Source organism: Stenotrophomonas sp. YJH_SMC_17, assembly GCF_059371655.1.
This window is the reverse complement of record NZ_JCAFUU010000013.1, coordinates 1-16752: the sequence shown is the minus strand read 5'-3', so window position 1 is coordinate 16752 and position 16752 is coordinate 1. Positions and strand designations below refer to the sequence as shown.

The following is a 16752-nucleotide window of genomic DNA, read 5'->3' as shown; positions in this document are numbered from 1 at the left end:
GAAATGGTGATGCCGGGTGACAACGTCAAGATGGTCGTCACCCTGATCAACCCGGTGGCAATGGACGAAGGCCTGCGCTTCGCCATCCGCGAAGGTGGCCGTACCGTCGGCGCCGGCGTGGTCTCGAAGATCATCGAGTAAGCCTGCAGTACCGGTGGTTGCATAGCGCCGCCGGTTACGCGAATGGCGGGCCGGGAACCTCGGTCCGCCTTCGCCGTCTAAGGGAAGGCAAGTTTTCAACGTACGCCAGTAGCTCAATTGGCAGAGCAGCGGTCTCCAAAACCGCAGGTTGGGGGTTCGAGTCCCTCCTGGCGTGCCATCTGCCCACCTTATCCAGCGGCCTGGGCCGCTAAAGCAGACACAGCCTGATGAATAGCAAGATCGAACACTCCAAGGACACCTCCGCCAACGGTGGGGATATCGTCAAGTATGTCGCCGCATCGCTGCTGGTGCTGGCCGGTCTGTTCGTCTGGTTCTGGTTCTCCGCCGACTCCGGTCGCGCCGCCCAGCTGGGCGCGTGGGCGGGTCAGCTGCGTGCGTTGGCGGTCGTGGTCGGTCTGGTTGGCGGTATCGGCGTGTTCATGCTGACCGGCAAGGGGCGCGACACCCGCGAATTCCTCTCCGAGTCGCGCTTTGAGCTGCGCAAGGTGGTCTGGCCGACGCGCCAGGAAGCCATCCGCATGACCTGGGTCGTGATCGTCGTGGTGCTCATCCTCAGCCTGCTGCTGGGTGGCTTCGACTTCCTGATCCAGAAACTGACTCAGTGGTTCCTGAGCCGCTAAGGAGATTTGCATGAAGCGTTGGTACGTCGTTCACGCCTATTCGGGCTTCGAGAAGTCGGTGGCGCAGGCTCTGCGCGATCGCATCGTCCGTGACGGCATGGAAGAGCGCTTCGGCGACGTCCTGGTCCCGACCGAAGAAGTGGTCGAGATGCGCGCTGGGCAGAAGCGCCGCTCCGAGCGCAAGTTCTTCCCGGGTTACGTGCTGGTCCAGATCGAGACCCACGAAGAAGCGGGTATTCCGCGCATCGACAACGAAAGCTGGCATCTGGTCAAGGAAACTCCGCGCGTGATGGGCTTCATTGGCGGCACCGCCGACCGTCCGCTGCCGATCGCCGATTCCGAGGCCGAGGCCATCCTGAACCGCGTTCAGGAAGGTGTCGAGAAGCCGCGTCCGAAGGTGCTGTTCGAGCCGGGCCAGATGGTCCGTGTCACCGATGGCCCGTTCAACGATTTCAATGGCGTCGTCGAAGAAGTCAACTACGAGAAGAGCCGTCTGCGCGTCTCGGTGCTGATCTTCGGTCGTGCCACTCCGGTCGAACTCGAGTTCGGCCAGGTCGAAAAGGCCGTCTGATCCCACTGTAGAGTCGAGCCATGCTCGACTCCGGACGAGAAACCGGGCGTGGCCCGGTTTCTCGCGTTTACGTGCCGCTTCAGGCATGTGAAGAAAAAACCTGATATAGTGCGCGGCTCCCCGCTGGGAAGCCAGCAGGACGAGGCCGCCGCAAGGTGGCCTTCAGCATGATTTCAAAACGCGATGCCGGGACGCGTGATTCCCGGTCCGATGGGGAGCCTGTTGTCGAAAGGCGCTAGCACCCGGAGAGCATACTCATGGCAAAGAAAGTTGTCGGTTACATCAAGCTGCAGGTGAAGGCCGGTCAGGCCAACCCCTCGCCGCCGGTCGGTCCTGCGCTGGGTCAGCGCGGCCTGAACATCATGGAATTCTGCAAGGCGTTCAACGCTGCCACGCAGAAGCTCGAGCCGGGTCTGCCGGTTCCGGTGATCATCACGGCCTACTCGGACCGTACGTTCACCTTCATCACCAAGAGCACCCCGGCCACCACCCTGCTGAAGAAGGCCGCTGGCATCTCGTCGGGCTCCAAGCGCCCGAACACCGAGAAGGTCGGCAAGGTCACCCGTAAGCAGCTGGAAGAGATCGCCAAGGCGAAGGAACCGGATCTGACTGCCGCCGATCTGGACGCCGCCGTGCGTACCATCGCTGGCTCTGCCCGTTCCATGGGCCTCGTGGTGGAGGGTTAATAAGATGGCACAGACCAAGCGTGAGAAGGCCATCAAGGCCGCCGTCGTTCCGGGCAAGGCATACGCCTTCGAGGACGCGATCAACATCCTGAAGAACGCCACCAAGGCCAAGTTCGTCGAGTCGATCGACGTTGCTGTGCGCCTGGGCGTCGATGCGAAGAAGTCCGACCAGCAGGTCCGTGGCTCCACCGTGCTGCCGGCCGGTACCGGCAAGTCGGTCCGCGTCGCCGTGTTCGCTCCGGCCGGTGCCAAGGCTGACGAAGCCCTGGCCGCTGGCGCCGAAGCCGTCGGCATGGATGACCTGGCCGAGAAGATGCAGGCCGGCGATCTGAACTACGACGTCGTCATCGCGACCCCGGACGCCATGCGCGTCGTCGGTAAGCTGGGCACCGTGCTGGGCCCGCGCGGCCTGATGCCGAACCCGAAGGTCGGCACCGTTTCCCCGAACCCGGGTGAAGCCGTGAAGAACGCCAAGTCGGGTCAGGTCCGTTACCGCACCGACAAGGCCGGCATCATCCACTGCACCATCGGCAAGGCCGACTTCGCCGAAGACGCGCTGAAGTCGAACCTGACCGCGCTGCTGCTGGACCTGATCAAGGCCAAGCCGGCCACCTCGAAGGGCACCTACCTGCAGAAGGTTTCGGTCAGCTCGACGATGGGCCCGGGCGTCACCGTCGACCAGTCGTCGCTGACCCTGAAGTAATTGTTTGAAGCGGTCACGGTGCCCTCGGGTGCCGTGGCCGTGACATTTGAAGGCATCGCTGGCAGTACATCGCCAGTGGTAGCCGTCAAAGACCGCAGGCGCGGTCGTGGCACTACCGGCGACGGGCACGGAAGCTCGATCTGGCAAGGAGTCGCCGCCGGAGCAGTCACGAACGCTTAATCGATTCCCCGGAATCAACCTGCGTAGATGGTGCCCTTCTGGAGTTTTTCTGGTTCACGCATGTCTGGGATTTCCCTGATTGCCTCCAGGTCTGGAACGGCCCACCCCCCGGAACATCATCCCGATGTTCCCGGCGTCCAGGACGGATGCCGCACAGGACCGCACACGGCAGGAGCCGTAAGCGGAGTTCAATAGGAGGAGTGCAATGGCTCTCAATCTGTCCCAGAAGCAAGAAGTAGTCGCCGAGCTGGCAGACGTCGCCGCCAAGGCCCACTCCTTGATCGCAGCCGAATACGCTGGCACCACGGTCGCCCAGATGACCGCGATGCGCAAGCAGGCTCGTGAAACCGGTGTTTTCTTGAAGGTTGTCAAGAACACCCTGGCTTCGCGCGCCGTTGAAGGCACCGAGTTCGCAGTCGCCCAGGACCAGATGGTTGGTCCGCTGCTGTACGCGTTCTCGCTTGAGGAGCCCGGCGCTGCCGGTCGCCTGATCAAGGAAGCCGCCAAGGGCAACGACAAGCTGAAGGCTAAGGTCGTCGCCATCGGTGGCGAAGTGTTCCCGGCAAGCCACGTCGAAGTGCTGGCCTCGCTGCCGACCCGCGATCAGGCCCTGGCCATGCTGGCCCGCGTCCTGACCGAGCCGGTCACGATGTTTGCCCGCGCCATCAAGGCCGTTGGCGAGAAGCAGGGTGGTGGCGATGTCGCCGCCGACGCTGCCGAGCCGGCCGCCGAGACCGCCTGAGTTTCGACTTACCGTGGTTCCTGACGGAACCTCAACCCAGAAAATCATCCAAAGGTATTAATCATGTCCCTTACCAACGAACAGATCGTCGACGCCATCGCCGAGAAGTCCCTGATGGAAGTGATGGAGCTGGTCAAGGCCATCGAAGAGAAGTTCGGCGTCTCCGCCGCTGCTCCGGTTGCCGTGGCTGCTGCCGCTGGCCCGGCCGCTGCTGTTGAAGAGCAGACCGAGTTCACCGTCACCCTGAAGTCGGCCGGCGACAAGAAGGTCGAAGTCATCAAGGCCGTCCGCGCCATCACCGGCCTGGGCCTGAAGGAAGCGAAGGACCTGGCCGAAGCCGGTGGCGTCCTGAAGGAAGGCGCTTCGAAGGAAGACGCCGAGAAGATGAAGAAGGACCTGGAAGCTGCTGGCGCGACTGTCGAAGTCAAGTAAGCAGTTACCTTGCATCGTCACCGATTCACGGCGATGCAGCCAAGGCTGGGGGCGTAAGCCCCCGGCCTTTGGTCGTTGTTGCGGTACTGGTAGGGTCGACTGTCAGTCGACTGCTGTGAAAGAAGTCGACTGACAGTCGGCCCTACCGTTTCAAAAGCAGCAAAAAGCCCAACACGGGCTGCAGTCAAACCCCGGCCGGCCAGCGCAGCGCGCGGCAGCAGGGGCGTGGTAGCAGACGAGTTGGCAGTTGGAAGTAGCGGGAGAAGGCGTGCTGGTGCCGGCAATACCAGCGACTTCCAACTGACAATTTCAAGTTTCCTTCTGGGTCGTGGACGCACGGCCCGCACAACAAGGTGGAAGACCTCATGACGTCCTATTCGTTCACCGAAAAAAAGCGTATCCGCAAGGATTTCGGCAAGCAGCGCTCGATCCTCGAAGTGCCGTTCCTGCTCGCCATCCAGGTGGATTCCTATCGTGAATTCCTGCAGGAAAACGTCGATCCGGCCAAGCGCACGGACCACGGCCTGCATGCTGCGCTGAAGTCGGTCTTCCCGATCGCCAGCTACAGCGGCAATGCTGCCCTGGAATACGTCGGCTACAAGCTGGGCGAACCGGTCTTCGACGAGCGCGAGTGCCGCCAGCGTGGCATGAGCTACGGCGCCCCGCTGCGCGTGACCGTGCGCCTGGTGATCTACGACCGTGAGTCGTCGACCAAGGCCATCAAGTACGTGAAGGAGCAGGAGGTCTATCTGGGCGAAATCCCGCTGATGACCGAGAACGGCACCTTCATCGTCAACGGCACCGAGCGCGTCATCGTCTCGCAGCTGCACCGTTCGCCGGGCGTGTTCTTCGACCACGACCGTGGCAAGACCCACAGCTCGGGCAAGCTGCTGTACAGCGCCCGCATCATTCCTTACCGCGGTTCCTGGCTGGACTTCGAGTTCGACCCGAAGGACGCGCTGTTCACCCGTATCGACCGCCGCCGCAAGCTGCCGGTGTCGATCCTGCTGCGCGCGCTTGGCTACAGCAACGAAGAGATGCTGGCCGAGTTCTTCGAGATCAACACCTTCCACATCAACCCGGATGAAGGCGTCCAGCTGGAGCTGGTGCCGGAGCGCCTGCGTGGCGAAACCCTGGGCTTCGACCTCGCCGACGGCGACAAGGTCATCGTGGAAGCCGGCAAGCGCATCACCGCGCGCCACATCAAGCAGCTGGAAGCCTCTGGCATCGCCGCCCTGGCCGTGCCGGACGACTACATCGTCGGCCGCATCCTGTCGCACGACGTGGTCGATGCATCGACCGGCGAACTGCTGGCCCAGGCCAACGACGAGATCACCGACGAGCAGCTGCAGGCCTTCCGCAAGGCCGGTGTGGATGCCGTGGGCACCCTGTGGGTGAACGATCTGGATCGTGGTCCGTACCTGTCCAACACCCTGCGCATCGACCCGACCAAGACCCAGCTGGAAGCCCTGGTCGAGATCTACCGCATGATGCGTCCGGGCGAGCCGCCGACCAAGGACGCCGCGCAGAACCTGTTCCACAACCTGTTCTTCACCTTCGAGCGCTACGACCTGTCCGCGGTCGGCCGCATGAAGTTCAACCGTCGCGTGGGCCGCAAGGAAACCACCGGCGAAGCCGTGCTGTACGACAGCAAGTACTTCGGTGAGCGCAACGACGAAGAGTCCAAGCGCCTGGTTGCCGCCCATGGCGACAGCTCCGACATCCTGGACGTGATCAAGGTCCTGACCGAGATCCGCAACGGTCGCGGCGTGGTCGACGACATCGATCACCTGGGCAACCGTCGCGTGCGTTCGGTCGGCGAAATGGCCGAGAACGTGTTCCGCGTCGGCCTGGTCCGCGTCGAGCGCGCGGTCAAGGAGCGCCTGTCGATGGCCGAGTCCGAAGGCCTGACCCCGCAGGAGCTGATCAACGCCAAGCCGGTCGCCGCTGCCATCAAGGAGTTCTTCGGCTCCTCGCAGCTGTCGCAGTTCATGGACCAGAACAACCCGCTGTCGGAAGTGACCCACAAGCGTCGCGTCTCGGCCCTGGGCCCGGGCGGTCTGACCCGTGAGCGCGCCGGCTTCGAAGTGCGCGACGTGCACCCGACCCATTACGGCCGCGTCTGCACCATCGAAACCCCGGAAGGCCCGAACATCGGCCTGATCAACTCGCTGGCCGTGTACGCCCGCACCAACCAGTACGGTTTCCTCGAGACCCCGTACCGCAAGGTCGTGGACGGCAAGGTCTATGACGAAGTCGAGTTCCTGTCGGCCATCGAAGAAAACGAATACGTCATTGCGCAGGCCAACGCCCTGACCAATGCCGACAGCGTGCTGACCGAGCAGTTCGTTCCGTGCCGTTTCCAGGGCGAATCGCTGCTGAAGCCGCCGGCGGAAGTCCACTTCATGGACGTCTCGCCGATGCAGACCGTGTCGATCGCGGCCGCGCTGGTTCCGTTCCTGGAGCACGATGACGCGAACCGCGCACTGATGGGCGCCAACATGCAGCGTCAGGCCGTGCCGACCCTGCGTGCGCAGAAGCCGCTGGTCGGTACCGGCATCGAGCGCGCCGTGGCGCGTGACTCCGGTGTGACCGTGAACGCCCGCCGTGGTGGCGAGATCGTGCAGATCGACGCGGCCCGCATCGTGGTCAAGGTCAACGAGGAAGAGATCGTTGGCGCCACCGACGCAGGCGTGGACATCTACAACCTGGTCAAGTACACCCGTTCGAACCAGAACACCTGCATCAACCAGCGTCCGCTGGTCCAGGTGGGTGACGTCATCGCCCGCGGCGACGTGCTGGCCGACGGTCCGTCCACCGACATCGGCGAACTGGCCCTGGGCCAGAACATGCTGATCGCGTTCATGCCGTGGAACGGCTACAACTTCGAAGACTCCATCCTGCTCTCCGAGCGCGTGGTGGAAGAGGATCGCTACACCACGATCCACATCGAAGAGCTGACCTGCGTCGCGCGTGACACCAAGCTGGGGCCGGAGGAAATCTCCGCCGACATCCCGAACGTCTCCGAGCAGGCGCTGAACCGCCTGGACGAGAGCGGCGTGGTGTACATCGGTGCCGAAGTCCGCGCCGGCGACATCATGGTCGGCAAGGTCACCCCGAAGGGCGAAAGCCAGCTGACCCCGGAAGAGAAGCTGCTGCGCGCGATCTTCGGCGAGAAGGCTTCGGACGTTAAGGACAGCTCGCTGCGCGTTCCGCCGGGCATGGACGGCACCGTCATCGACGTGCAGGTCTTCACCCGCGACGGCATCGAGAAGGACAAGCGCGCCCGCCAGATCGAAGAGTCTGAAATCAAGCGCGTCAAGAAGGACTTCGACGACCAGTTCCGCATCCTGGAAGCGGCCATCTACATGCGTCTGCGTTCGCAGATCGTGGGCAAGGTGGTCAACGGTGGCGCTGGCCTGAAGAAGGGTGACGTGATCACCGACGCCTTCCTGGACGGCCTGAAGAAGGCTGACTGGTTCGCCCTGCGCATGAAGGACGAAGACGCTTCGGAAGCCATCGAACGCGCGCAGAAGCAGATCCAGGCGCACGAGAAGGAATTCGAGCGTCGCTTCGCCGACAAGCGCGGCAAGATCACCGCCGGCGACGACCTCGCCCCGGGCGTGCTGAAGATGGTCAAGGTGTTCCTGGCCGTGAAGCGCCGCATCCAGCCGGGCGACAAGATGGCAGGCCGCCACGGCAACAAGGGTGTGGTCTCCAACGTGGTGCCGGTCGAGGACATGCCGTACATGGCCTCGGGCGAAACCGTGGACATCGTGCTGAACCCGCTGGGCGTGCCGTCGCGTATGAACATCGGCCAGATCCTGGAAGTGCACCTGGGCTGGGCGGCCAAGGGTCTGGGTCGCAAGATCCAGGCGATGATGGAAGCCCAGGCCGCCGTTGCCGACCTGCGCAAGTTCCTGGACGACATCTACAACCACGACGACACCAACGTGGCCAACCGTGTCGACCTGTCGCAGTTCAGCGACGAGGAACTGCTGCGTCTGGCCCGCAACCTGACCGACGGCGTGCCGATGGCCACCCCGGTGTTCGACGGCGCCACCGAAGCGGAAATCAAGCGCATGCTGGAACTGGCCGACCTGCCGAGCAGTGGCCAGACCCAGCTGTACGACGGCCGCACCGGTGAAGCGTTCGATCGCCACACCACCGTGGGTTACATGCACTACCTGAAGCTGAACCACCTGGTCGACGACAAGATGCACGCCCGTTCGACCGGTCCGTACTCGCTCGTCACCCAGCAGCCGCTGGGCGGCAAGGCGCAGTTCGGCGGCCAGCGCTTCGGTGAAATGGAAGTCTGGGCGCTGGAAGCCTACGGCGCGGCCTACACCCTGCAGGAAATGCTGACGGTGAAGTCCGATGACGTGCAGGGCCGCAACCAGATGTACAAGAACATCGTCGACGGTGAGCACGAGATGGTCGCGGGCATGCCGGAATCCTTCAACGTGCTCGTGAAGGAAATCCGCTCGCTGGCCATCAACATGGAACTGGAAGACAACTGATCCATGCCGGCGCGGCGGTCCGCCGCCGCGCCGCTGGCAGTGAACTGAAAGCCCATCGACACAGCATTCCTCCTTCTGGAGAACACCATGAAAGACCTGCTCAACCTCTTCAACCAGCAGCGCCAGACGCTGGACTTCGACGCGATCAAGATCGCGCTGGCTTCGCCGGACCTGATCCGTTCGTGGTCCTTCGGCGAAGTGAAGAAGCCGGAAACCATCAACTACCGTACCTTCAAGCCGGAACGCGACGGCCTGTTCTGCGCCGCCATCTTCGGGCCGGTGAAGGACTACGAGTGCCTGTGCGGCAAGTACAAGCGCATGAAGCACCGCGGCGTCGTCTGCGAAAAGTGCGGCACCGAAGTGACCCTGGCCAAGGTGCGTCGTGAGCGCATGGGCCACATCGACCTGGCCTCGCCGGTCGCGCACATCTGGTTCCTGAAGTCGCTGCCGTCGCGCATCGGCCTGATGCTGGACATGACCCTGCGCGACATCGAGCGCGTGCTGTACTTCGAAGCCTACGTGGTGACCGAGCCGGGCCTGACCGCCCTGGAGCGCCGCCAGCTGCTGACCGAAGAACAGTACCTGCAGGCCCGCCAGGAACACGGCGACGACTTCGACGCCGCCATGGGCGCCGAGGCCGTGTACGAACTGCTGCGCACGATCGACCTGCAGTCGGAAATGACCCGCCTGCGCGAGGAAATCGCTGCTACCGGTTCGGAAACCAAGCTCAAGCGCCTCACCAAGCGCATCAAGCTGATCGAAGCCTTCCTGGAATCGGGCAACCGTCCGGAATGGATGGTCATGACCGTGCTGCCGGTGCTGCCGCCGGACCTGCGTCCGCTGGTTCCGCTGGATGGCGGCCGCTTCGCGACCTCCGACCTGAACGACCTGTACCGCCGCGTCATCAACCGCAACAACCGCCTGCGCCGCCTGCTCGAACTGAGCGCGCCGGACATCATCGTGCGCAATGAAAAGCGCATGCTGCAGGAATCGGTCGATGCGCTGCTGGACAACGGCCGTCGTGGCCGTGCCATCACCGGCACCAACAAGCGCCCGCTGAAGTCGCTGGCCGACATGATCAAGGGCAAGCAGGGTCGCTTCCGCCAGAACCTGCTCGGCAAGCGCGTCGACTACTCGGGCCGTTCGGTCATCGTGGTCGGCCCGTACCTGCGCCTGCACCAGTGCGGCCTGCCGAAGAAGATGGCGCTTGAGCTGTTCAAGCCGTTCGTCTTCGCCAAGCTGCAGCGTCGTGGCCTGGCCACCACCATCAAGGCCGCCAAGAAGCTTGTCGAGCGCGAAGAAGCCGAAGTCTGGGACATCCTGGAAGAGGTCATCCGCGAGCATCCGGTGATGCTGAACCGTGCGCCGACCCTGCACCGTCTGGGCATCCAGGCGTTCGAGCCGGTGCTGATCGAAGGCAAGGCCATCCAGCTGCACCCGCTGGTCTGCACCGCGTTCAACGCCGACTTCGACGGTGACCAGATGGCCGTCCACGTGCCGCTCTCGCTGGAAGCCCAGCTGGAAGCGCGTGCGCTGATGATGTCGACCAACAACATCCTGTCGCCGGCCAACGGCGAGCCGATCATCGTGCCGTCGCAGGACGTCGTGCTGGGTCTGTACTACATGACCCGCTCGCTGGAAAACAAGAAGGGCGAGGGCATGGCCTTCGCCAACATCGCCGAAGTCAAGCGCGCCTACGACAACCGCGTGGTGGAACTGCACGCCAAGGTCAAGGTCCGCATCACCGAGGTGGTGACCGACGAAGACGGCAACAAGCAGAACAAGACCTCGATCGTGGACACCACGATCGGTCGCGCCCTGCTGGCTGAAATCCTGCCGGAAGGCCTGCCGTTCGCGCTGGCCAATGTCGAGCTGACCAAGAAGAACATCAGCCGCCTGATCAACTCCAGCTACCGCCAGCTGGGCCTGAAGGACACGGTCGTGTTCGCCGACAAGCTGATGTACACCGGCTTCGCCTACGCGACCCGCGCCGGCGTCTCCATCGGCATCGACGACATGCTGATCCCGGACGAGAAGAAGGGCATCCTCACCGAGGCCGAAGCCGAAGTGCTGGAAATCCAGGAGCAGTACCAGTCGGGCCTGGTCACCGCCGGCGAGCGCTACAACAAGGTGGTCGACATCTGGTCGCGCACCAACGAGCGCATCGCCAAGGCGATGATGGACACCATCGGTACCGAGAAGGTCGTCAATGCCAAGGGTGAGACCATCGGCCAGAAGTCGATGAACTCGCTGTACATCATGGCCGACTCCGGTGCGCGTGGTTCGCAGGCGCAGATCCGTCAGCTGGCCGGCATGCGCGGCCTGATGGCCCGTCCGGACGGCTCGATCATCGAGACGCCCATCAAGGCGAACTTCCGCGAAGGCCTGAACGTGCAGGAGTACTTCAACTCCACCCACGGTGCCCGTAAGGGTCTGGCCGATACCGCGCTGAAGACCGCGAACTCGGGTTACCTGACCCGTCGCCTGGTCGACGTCGCGCAGGACGTGGTGATCACCGAGGTGGATTGCGGTACCACCGAAGGCCTGATCATGACCCCGATCGTGGAAGGCGGCGACGTGGTCGAGCCGCTGAAGGACCGCGTGCTGGGTCGCGTGGTGGCCGAGGACGTGTTCCTGCCGGGCAACGACGAAGATCCGATCGTCACCCGCAACACCCTGCTGGACGAAGCCTGGGTGGCCAAGCTGGAAGATGCCGGCGTGCAGACCATCAAGGTCCGCTCGACCATCTCCTGCGAATCGGCCTTCGGTGTCTGCTCGCGCTGCTACGGCCGCGATCTGGCCCGCGGCCACCTGGTCAACATCGGTGAAGCGGTCGGCGTCATCGCCGCCCAGTCCATCGGTGAGCCGGGTACCCAGCTGACCATGCGTACGTTCCACATCGGTGGTGCGGCGTCTCGAGCTGCTGCGGTCGACAACATCACTGTCAAGACCACCGGCTCGGTCAAGTTCAGCAACCTCAAGTCGGTCGAGCATGCCAACGGCTCGCTGGTGGCAGTGTCGCGCTCGGGCGAAATCTCGGTGCTCGATGCCCACGGCCGTGAGCGTGAGCGTTACAAGCTGCCGTACGGTGCGACCATCACGTCCAAGGACGGTGATGCGATCAAGGCGGGCCAGACCGTGGCCAACTGGGATCCGCATAACCACCCGATCGTGTCGGAAGTGGCCGGCTTCATCCGCTTCATCGACTTCGTCGACGGCATCACCGTCATCGAGAAGACCGACGAGCTGACCGGTCTGGCGTCGCGCGAAATCACCGATCCGAAGCGTCGTGGTACCCAGGCCAAGGACCTGCGCCCGATCGTGCGCATCGTCGACGCCAAGGGCAACGACCTGTCTATTCCGGGCACCGACCTGCCGGCGCAGTACCTGCTGCCGCCGCGCTCGATCGTCAACCTGCAGGACGGCGCTGCCGTCGGCGTGGGTGACGTGGTCGCCAAGATTCCGCAGGAAGCGTCGAAGACCCGCGACATCACCGGTGGTCTGCCGCGCGTGGCCGATCTGTTCGAAGCGCGCAAGCCGAAGGATCCGGCGGTGCTGGCCGAGCGTTCGGGCATCATCAGCTTCGGCAAGGACACCAAGGGCAAGCAGCGCCTGATCATCAAGGACACCGATGGTTCGGAGCACGAAGAGCTGATCCCGAAGTACCGCCAGGTCATCGTCTTCGAAGGCGAGCATGTCACCAAGGGTGAAACCATCGTGGACGGCGAGCCGAGCCCGCAGGACATCCTGCGCCTGCTGGGTGTCGAACCGCTGGCTGCCTACCTGGTGAAGGAAATCCAGGACGTGTACCGCCTGCAGGGCGTGAAGATCAACGACAAGCACATCGAGGTCATCACCCGCCAGATGCTGCGCAAGGTCGAGATCACCGACCAGGGCAGCAGCAAGTTCCTGAACGGCGAACAGGTGGAGCGCCAGCGCGTTATCGAGGAGAATGCCCGCCTTGCAGCCCGCAACGAGCTGCCGGCGCACTTCGATCCGGTCCTGCTGGGTATCACCAAGGCCTCGCTGGCGACCGAATCGTTCATCTCGGCCGCGTCGTTCCAGGAAACCACCCGCGTGCTGACCGAAGCGGCCGTCCGCGGCACCTCGGACAACCTGCGTGGCCTGAAGGAAAACGTCATCGTGGGTCGCCTGATTCCGGCCGGTACCGGCCTGGCGTACCACAGCAACCGCCGTCGCGGCGCTTCCGGTCTCACCGAGTCGGAAATGCAGACCCTGGCCGGCACCCCGGCCGCGGTCGAGGCACCGGTGGTTGAAGCCGAAGCTGAACAGGCCTCGGAGGACTGAAACACGGGTCCGGCCTCAGGCCGGACCACCCGGGCGACCGGGGCAGGGCAGGGTGGGCCGTTCGCGGTTCACCCCGCCAACCTGAACGGGGTACATGGAGGCCCCCCAGTAACGTTCCGGGATCAGGAACGGGCTTGACAGAAGGCGTTTGACTGCTTTCCTGGCAGGTTGCTACAATCGTCTGTCTCAGCAGGCCAGAATTTTGGCCTGCTTTAACATTTCCGCATCTCTGGTCGGATTATCCGGCCACCAATCAGAAGAACCTACTGATGGCGACGATCAACCAGCTGGTCCGCAAGCCGCGGCAAGCGACCACCTACAAGAGTGCCTCGCCGGCGCTCGACAAGTGCCCGCAGCGCCGTGGCGTCTGCACCCGTGTCTACACCACCACTCCGAAGAAGCCGAACTCGGCTCTGCGCAAGGTTGCCAAGGTCCGCCTGACCAACCAGGAAGAAGTGATTTCCTACATCGGTGGTGAAGGCCACAACCTGCAGGAGCACTCCGTGGTCCTGATCCGCGGCGGTCGCGTCAAGGACCTGCCGGGTGTGCGTTACCACACCGTTCGTGGCTCGCTCGACGCCGCCGGCGTTGCCAAGCGTCGCCAGGCCCGTTCCAAGTACGGCGCCAAGCGTCCGAAGGCATAAGGAGAGAGCACAATGTCGCGTAAGGGTAATACTCCGCAGCGTTCCGTCCTGCCCGATCCGAAGCACGGAAGCGAAACCATCGCCCGTTTCATCAACATGGTCATGCAGAGCGGCAAGAAGTCCGTCGCCGAAAAGATCGTGTACGGCGCCATGGACGTGATCACCGAGAAGAACAGCAGCGCCAACGCCATTGAACTGGTGCAGAAGGCTCTGGACAACGTCGCTCCGGCGGTCGAAGTCAAGTCGCGCCGCGTCGGTGGTGCCACCTACCAGGTGCCGGTCGAAGTGCGTTCGTCGCGCAAGATGGCCCTGGCCATGCGCTGGCTGATCGACTCCGCGCGCAAGCGTGGTGAGAACACCATGCCGAAGAAGCTGGCTGCTGAACTGATCGACGCCTCGGAAAACCGTGGCGGCGCCATCAAGAAGCGCGAAGAAACCCACCGCATGGCCGAAGCCAACAAGGCCTTCGCCCACTACCGCTGGTGAGTTTGACGGCCTTGTAAAACAGGCAGGGCAGCACCACTTCGGTGCGTGCTGCCTCGCGGTCCCAGAAAGACTGCGCCAATCCGAAGGCCGCCGAAAGGCGGCGTTCGGCCATCCGAAATCCAAGAAATCTGAGAGGCTCCCGTGGCCCGTTCCACTCCCATCGAGCGTTACCGTAACTTCGGCATCATGGCTCACATCGATGCCGGCAAGACCACCACGTCCGAGCGCATCCTGTTCTACACCGGCAAGAGCCACAAGATCGGTGAAGTGCATGACGGCGCCGCCACCATGGACTGGATGGAGCAGGAGCAGGAGCGTGGCATCACGATCCAGTCCGCTGCCACCACCGCGTTCTGGAAGGGCATGGACAAGTCCCTGCCGGAGCACCGCTTCAACATCATCGACACCCCCGGGCACGTCGACTTCACCATCGAAGTGGAGCGCTCGCTGCGCGTGCTCGACGGTGCCGTCTTCGTCCTGTGCGCCGTCGGTGGCGTGCAGCCGCAGTCGGAAACCGTGTGGCGCCAGGCCAACAAGTACCACGTGCCGCGCATCGCGTTCGTCAACAAGATGGACCGCACCGGTGCCAACTTCCAGAAGGTCGTCGGCCAGCTGAAGGCCAAGCTGGGCGCGGTTGCCGTGCCGATGCAGCTGCCGATCGGCGCTGAAGACAACTTCAAGGGCGTCGTCGACCTGCTGAAGATGAAGGCCATCCACTGGGATGAGGCTTCGCAGGGCATGAAGTTCGAGTACGGTGAAATCCCGGCCGAACTGCAGGGTCCGGCTGAAGAGGCTCGCCAGTTCATGGTCGAGACCGCTGCCGAAGCCAGCGAAGAGCTGATGGAAAAGTACCTGGGCGGCGAAGAGCTGGCCGAGGCCGAAGTCATCAACGCGCTGCGTACCCGTACCCTGGCCACCGAGATCGTGCCGATGTACTGCGGCTCGGCCTTCAAGAACAAGGGCGTGCAGGCCATGCTGGACGGCGTGATCCAGCTGCTGCCGTCGCCGGTCGACGTGCCGGACGTGAAGGGCGTGGACGTTGACGACGACACCGTCGAAATGACCCGCAAGTCGGACGACAAGGCGCCGTTCTCGTCGCTGGCCTTCAAGATCATCACCGACCCGTTCGTCGGCGCGCTGACCTTCTTCCGTGTCTACTCGGGCACCCTGAACGGTGGCGACACCGTGCTGAACTCGGTGAAGGGCAAGAAGGAGCGCATCGGCCGCATCCTGCAGATGCACTCGAACAACCGCGAGGAAATCAAGGAAGTTCTGGCCGGTGACATCGCCGCTGCCGTGGGCCTGAAGGACACCACCACCGGTGACACCCTGTGCGCCGTGGACGCCCCGATCATCCTGGAGCGCATGACGTTCCCGGAGCCGGTGATCTCGATGGCCGTCGAGCCGAAGACCAAGTCGGACCAGGAAAAGATGGGTCTGGCGCTGGGTCGCCTGGCGCAGGAAGATCCGTCGTTCCGCGTCAAGACCGACGAGGAATCCGGCCAGACCATCATCTCGGGCATGGGCGAGCTGCACCTGGACATCATCGTCGACCGCCTGAAGCGCGAGTTCAACGTTGAAGCCAACGTCGGCGCGCCGCAGGTGGCCTACCGCGAAACCATCACCCTGGCTGACGTCAAGTCGGACTACAAGCACGCCAAGCAGTCCGGTGGTAAGGGTCAGTACGGTCACGTCGTGATCGAGCTGTCGCCGATCACCGCTGAAGACCGTGCCGATCCGAAGATCGCTCCGATGATCAAGGACGACTTCCTGTTCATCAACGACATCACCGGCGGCGTCATCCCGAAGGAATTCATTCCGTCGGTTGAAAAGGGCCTGCGCGAAACCATCACCAGCGGCCCGCTGGCTGGCTTCCCGGTCGTGGACGTCAAGGTGAAGCTGGTGTTCGGTTCGTACCACGACGTCGACTCCTCGGAAATGGCGTTCAAGCTGGCTTCGTCGATGGCCTTCAAGCAGGGCTTCGCCAAGGCCAAGCCGGTGCTGCTGGAGCCGATCATGAAGGTCGAGATCGTGACCCCGGAGGATTACCAGGGTGACGTGATGGGCGACGTCAGCCGTCGTCGCGGCGTGCTGCAGGGTTCCGACACCACCGGTGACGGTTCGGCCAGCATCATCAACGCGATGATCCCGCTGGGTGAAATGTTCGGTTACGCCACTGCGCTGCGTTCGCAGACCCAGGGCCGCGCCACCTTCACCATGGAATTCGATCACTACGAGCCGGCGCCGACCAACATCGCCGAAGCCGTCATGAAGAAGGGCTGAGCCTCGCTCAGCCTCTCTTGAAACCACTTACGAACAATCAAGGTATAGAACAATGGCAAAGGGTAAGTTCGAGCGCACCAAGCCGCACGTCAACGTCGGCACCATCGGTCACGTCGACCACGGCAAGACCACGCTGACCGCTGCACTGACCAAGATCGGTGCCGAGCGCTTCGGTGGCGAGTTCAAGGATTACTCCTCGATCGACGCCGCTCCGGAAGAAAAGGCCCGTGGTATCACGATCTCGACCGCGCACGTCGAATACGAATCCCCGGTTCGTCACTACGCCCACGTCGATTGCCCGGGCCACGCTGACTACGTCAAGAACATGATCACCGGTGCCGCCCAGATGGACGGCGCGATCCTGGTGTGCTCGGCCGCTGACGGCCCGATGCCGCAGACCCGCGAGCACATCCTG

The 16752-nt window shown here is 63.4% G+C and carries 13 protein-coding genes and 1 tRNA gene; all 14 read left to right on the top strand.

Annotated elements, in window-relative coordinates; all coding sequences use genetic code 11:
* A partial coding sequence (locus AC5P8Z_RS19595; RefSeq protein ID WP_487247787.1) for an EF-Tu C-terminal domain-related protein occupies positions 1 to 141 on the top strand: 141 nt, incomplete at its 5' end.
* A 102-nt stretch (positions 142 to 243) separates the two neighbouring features.
* Positions 244 to 319, top strand: a tRNA-Trp gene (locus AC5P8Z_RS19590).
* A 49-nt stretch (positions 320 to 368) separates the two neighbouring features.
* A complete protein-coding gene (gene secE / locus AC5P8Z_RS19585) occupies positions 369 to 782 on the top strand; it encodes a preprotein translocase subunit SecE (RefSeq protein WP_286071047.1) in 414 nt (137 codons plus the stop codon).
* A 10-nt stretch (positions 783 to 792) separates the two neighbouring features.
* Entirely contained in the window at positions 793 to 1353 is a 561-nt protein-coding gene (gene nusG, locus AC5P8Z_RS19580; RefSeq protein ID WP_004154362.1) for a transcription termination/antitermination protein NusG, read from the top strand.
* A gap of 257 nt (positions 1354 to 1610) precedes the next feature.
* Complete coding sequence (gene rplK, locus AC5P8Z_RS19575) at positions 1611 to 2039, top strand: 50S ribosomal protein L11 (RefSeq protein WP_004145248.1); 429 nt, start codon at positions 1611 to 1613, stop codon at positions 2037 to 2039.
* A 4-nt stretch (positions 2040 to 2043) separates the two neighbouring features.
* Positions 2044 to 2742: a 50S ribosomal protein L1 gene (gene rplA / locus AC5P8Z_RS19570; protein ID WP_248859368.1), complete on the top strand. Its 699-nt coding sequence runs from the start codon at positions 2044 to 2046 to the stop codon at positions 2740 to 2742.
* 385 nt (positions 2743 to 3127) lie between these two features.
* Entirely contained in the window at positions 3128 to 3664 is a 537-nt protein-coding gene (gene rplJ / locus AC5P8Z_RS19565; RefSeq protein ID WP_010480377.1) for a 50S ribosomal protein L10, read from the top strand.
* A gap of 63 nt (positions 3665 to 3727) precedes the next feature.
* Positions 3728 to 4096, top strand: a complete 369-nt coding sequence (rplL, locus tag AC5P8Z_RS19560) for a 50S ribosomal protein L7/L12 (RefSeq protein WP_005408204.1) — start codon at positions 3728 to 3730, stop codon at positions 4094 to 4096.
* A 365-nt stretch (positions 4097 to 4461) separates the two neighbouring features.
* Positions 4462 to 8616 carry a DNA-directed RNA polymerase subunit beta gene (gene rpoB, locus AC5P8Z_RS19555; RefSeq protein ID WP_049446770.1) on the top strand — a complete coding sequence of 1385 codons (4155 nt, stop codon included), beginning with the start codon at positions 4462 to 4464 and terminating at the stop codon, positions 8614 to 8616.
* A gap of 87 nt (positions 8617 to 8703) precedes the next feature.
* Positions 8704 to 12924 carry a DNA-directed RNA polymerase subunit beta' gene (rpoC, locus tag AC5P8Z_RS19550; RefSeq protein ID WP_495229801.1) on the top strand — a complete coding sequence of 1407 codons (4221 nt, stop codon included), beginning with the start codon at positions 8704 to 8706 and terminating at the stop codon, positions 12922 to 12924.
* A 269-nt stretch (positions 12925 to 13193) separates the two neighbouring features.
* Entirely contained in the window at positions 13194 to 13568 is a 375-nt protein-coding gene (gene rpsL, locus AC5P8Z_RS19545) for a 30S ribosomal protein S12 (protein ID WP_004145320.1), read from the top strand.
* 12 nt (positions 13569 to 13580) lie between these two features.
* Positions 13581 to 14054, top strand: a complete 474-nt coding sequence (rpsG, locus tag AC5P8Z_RS19540) for a 30S ribosomal protein S7 (RefSeq protein WP_004145321.1) — start codon at positions 13581 to 13583, stop codon at positions 14052 to 14054.
* A gap of 141 nt (positions 14055 to 14195) precedes the next feature.
* Positions 14196 to 16337 carry an elongation factor G gene (fusA, locus tag AC5P8Z_RS19535; RefSeq protein ID WP_495229800.1) on the top strand — a complete coding sequence of 714 codons (2142 nt, stop codon included), beginning with the start codon at positions 14196 to 14198 and terminating at the stop codon, positions 16335 to 16337.
* Between the two features lie 52 nt (positions 16338 to 16389).
* Positions 16390 to 16752: GTP-binding protein (locus AC5P8Z_RS19530; protein WP_329754883.1), on the top strand; the 363-nt coding region annotated here is incomplete at its 3' end.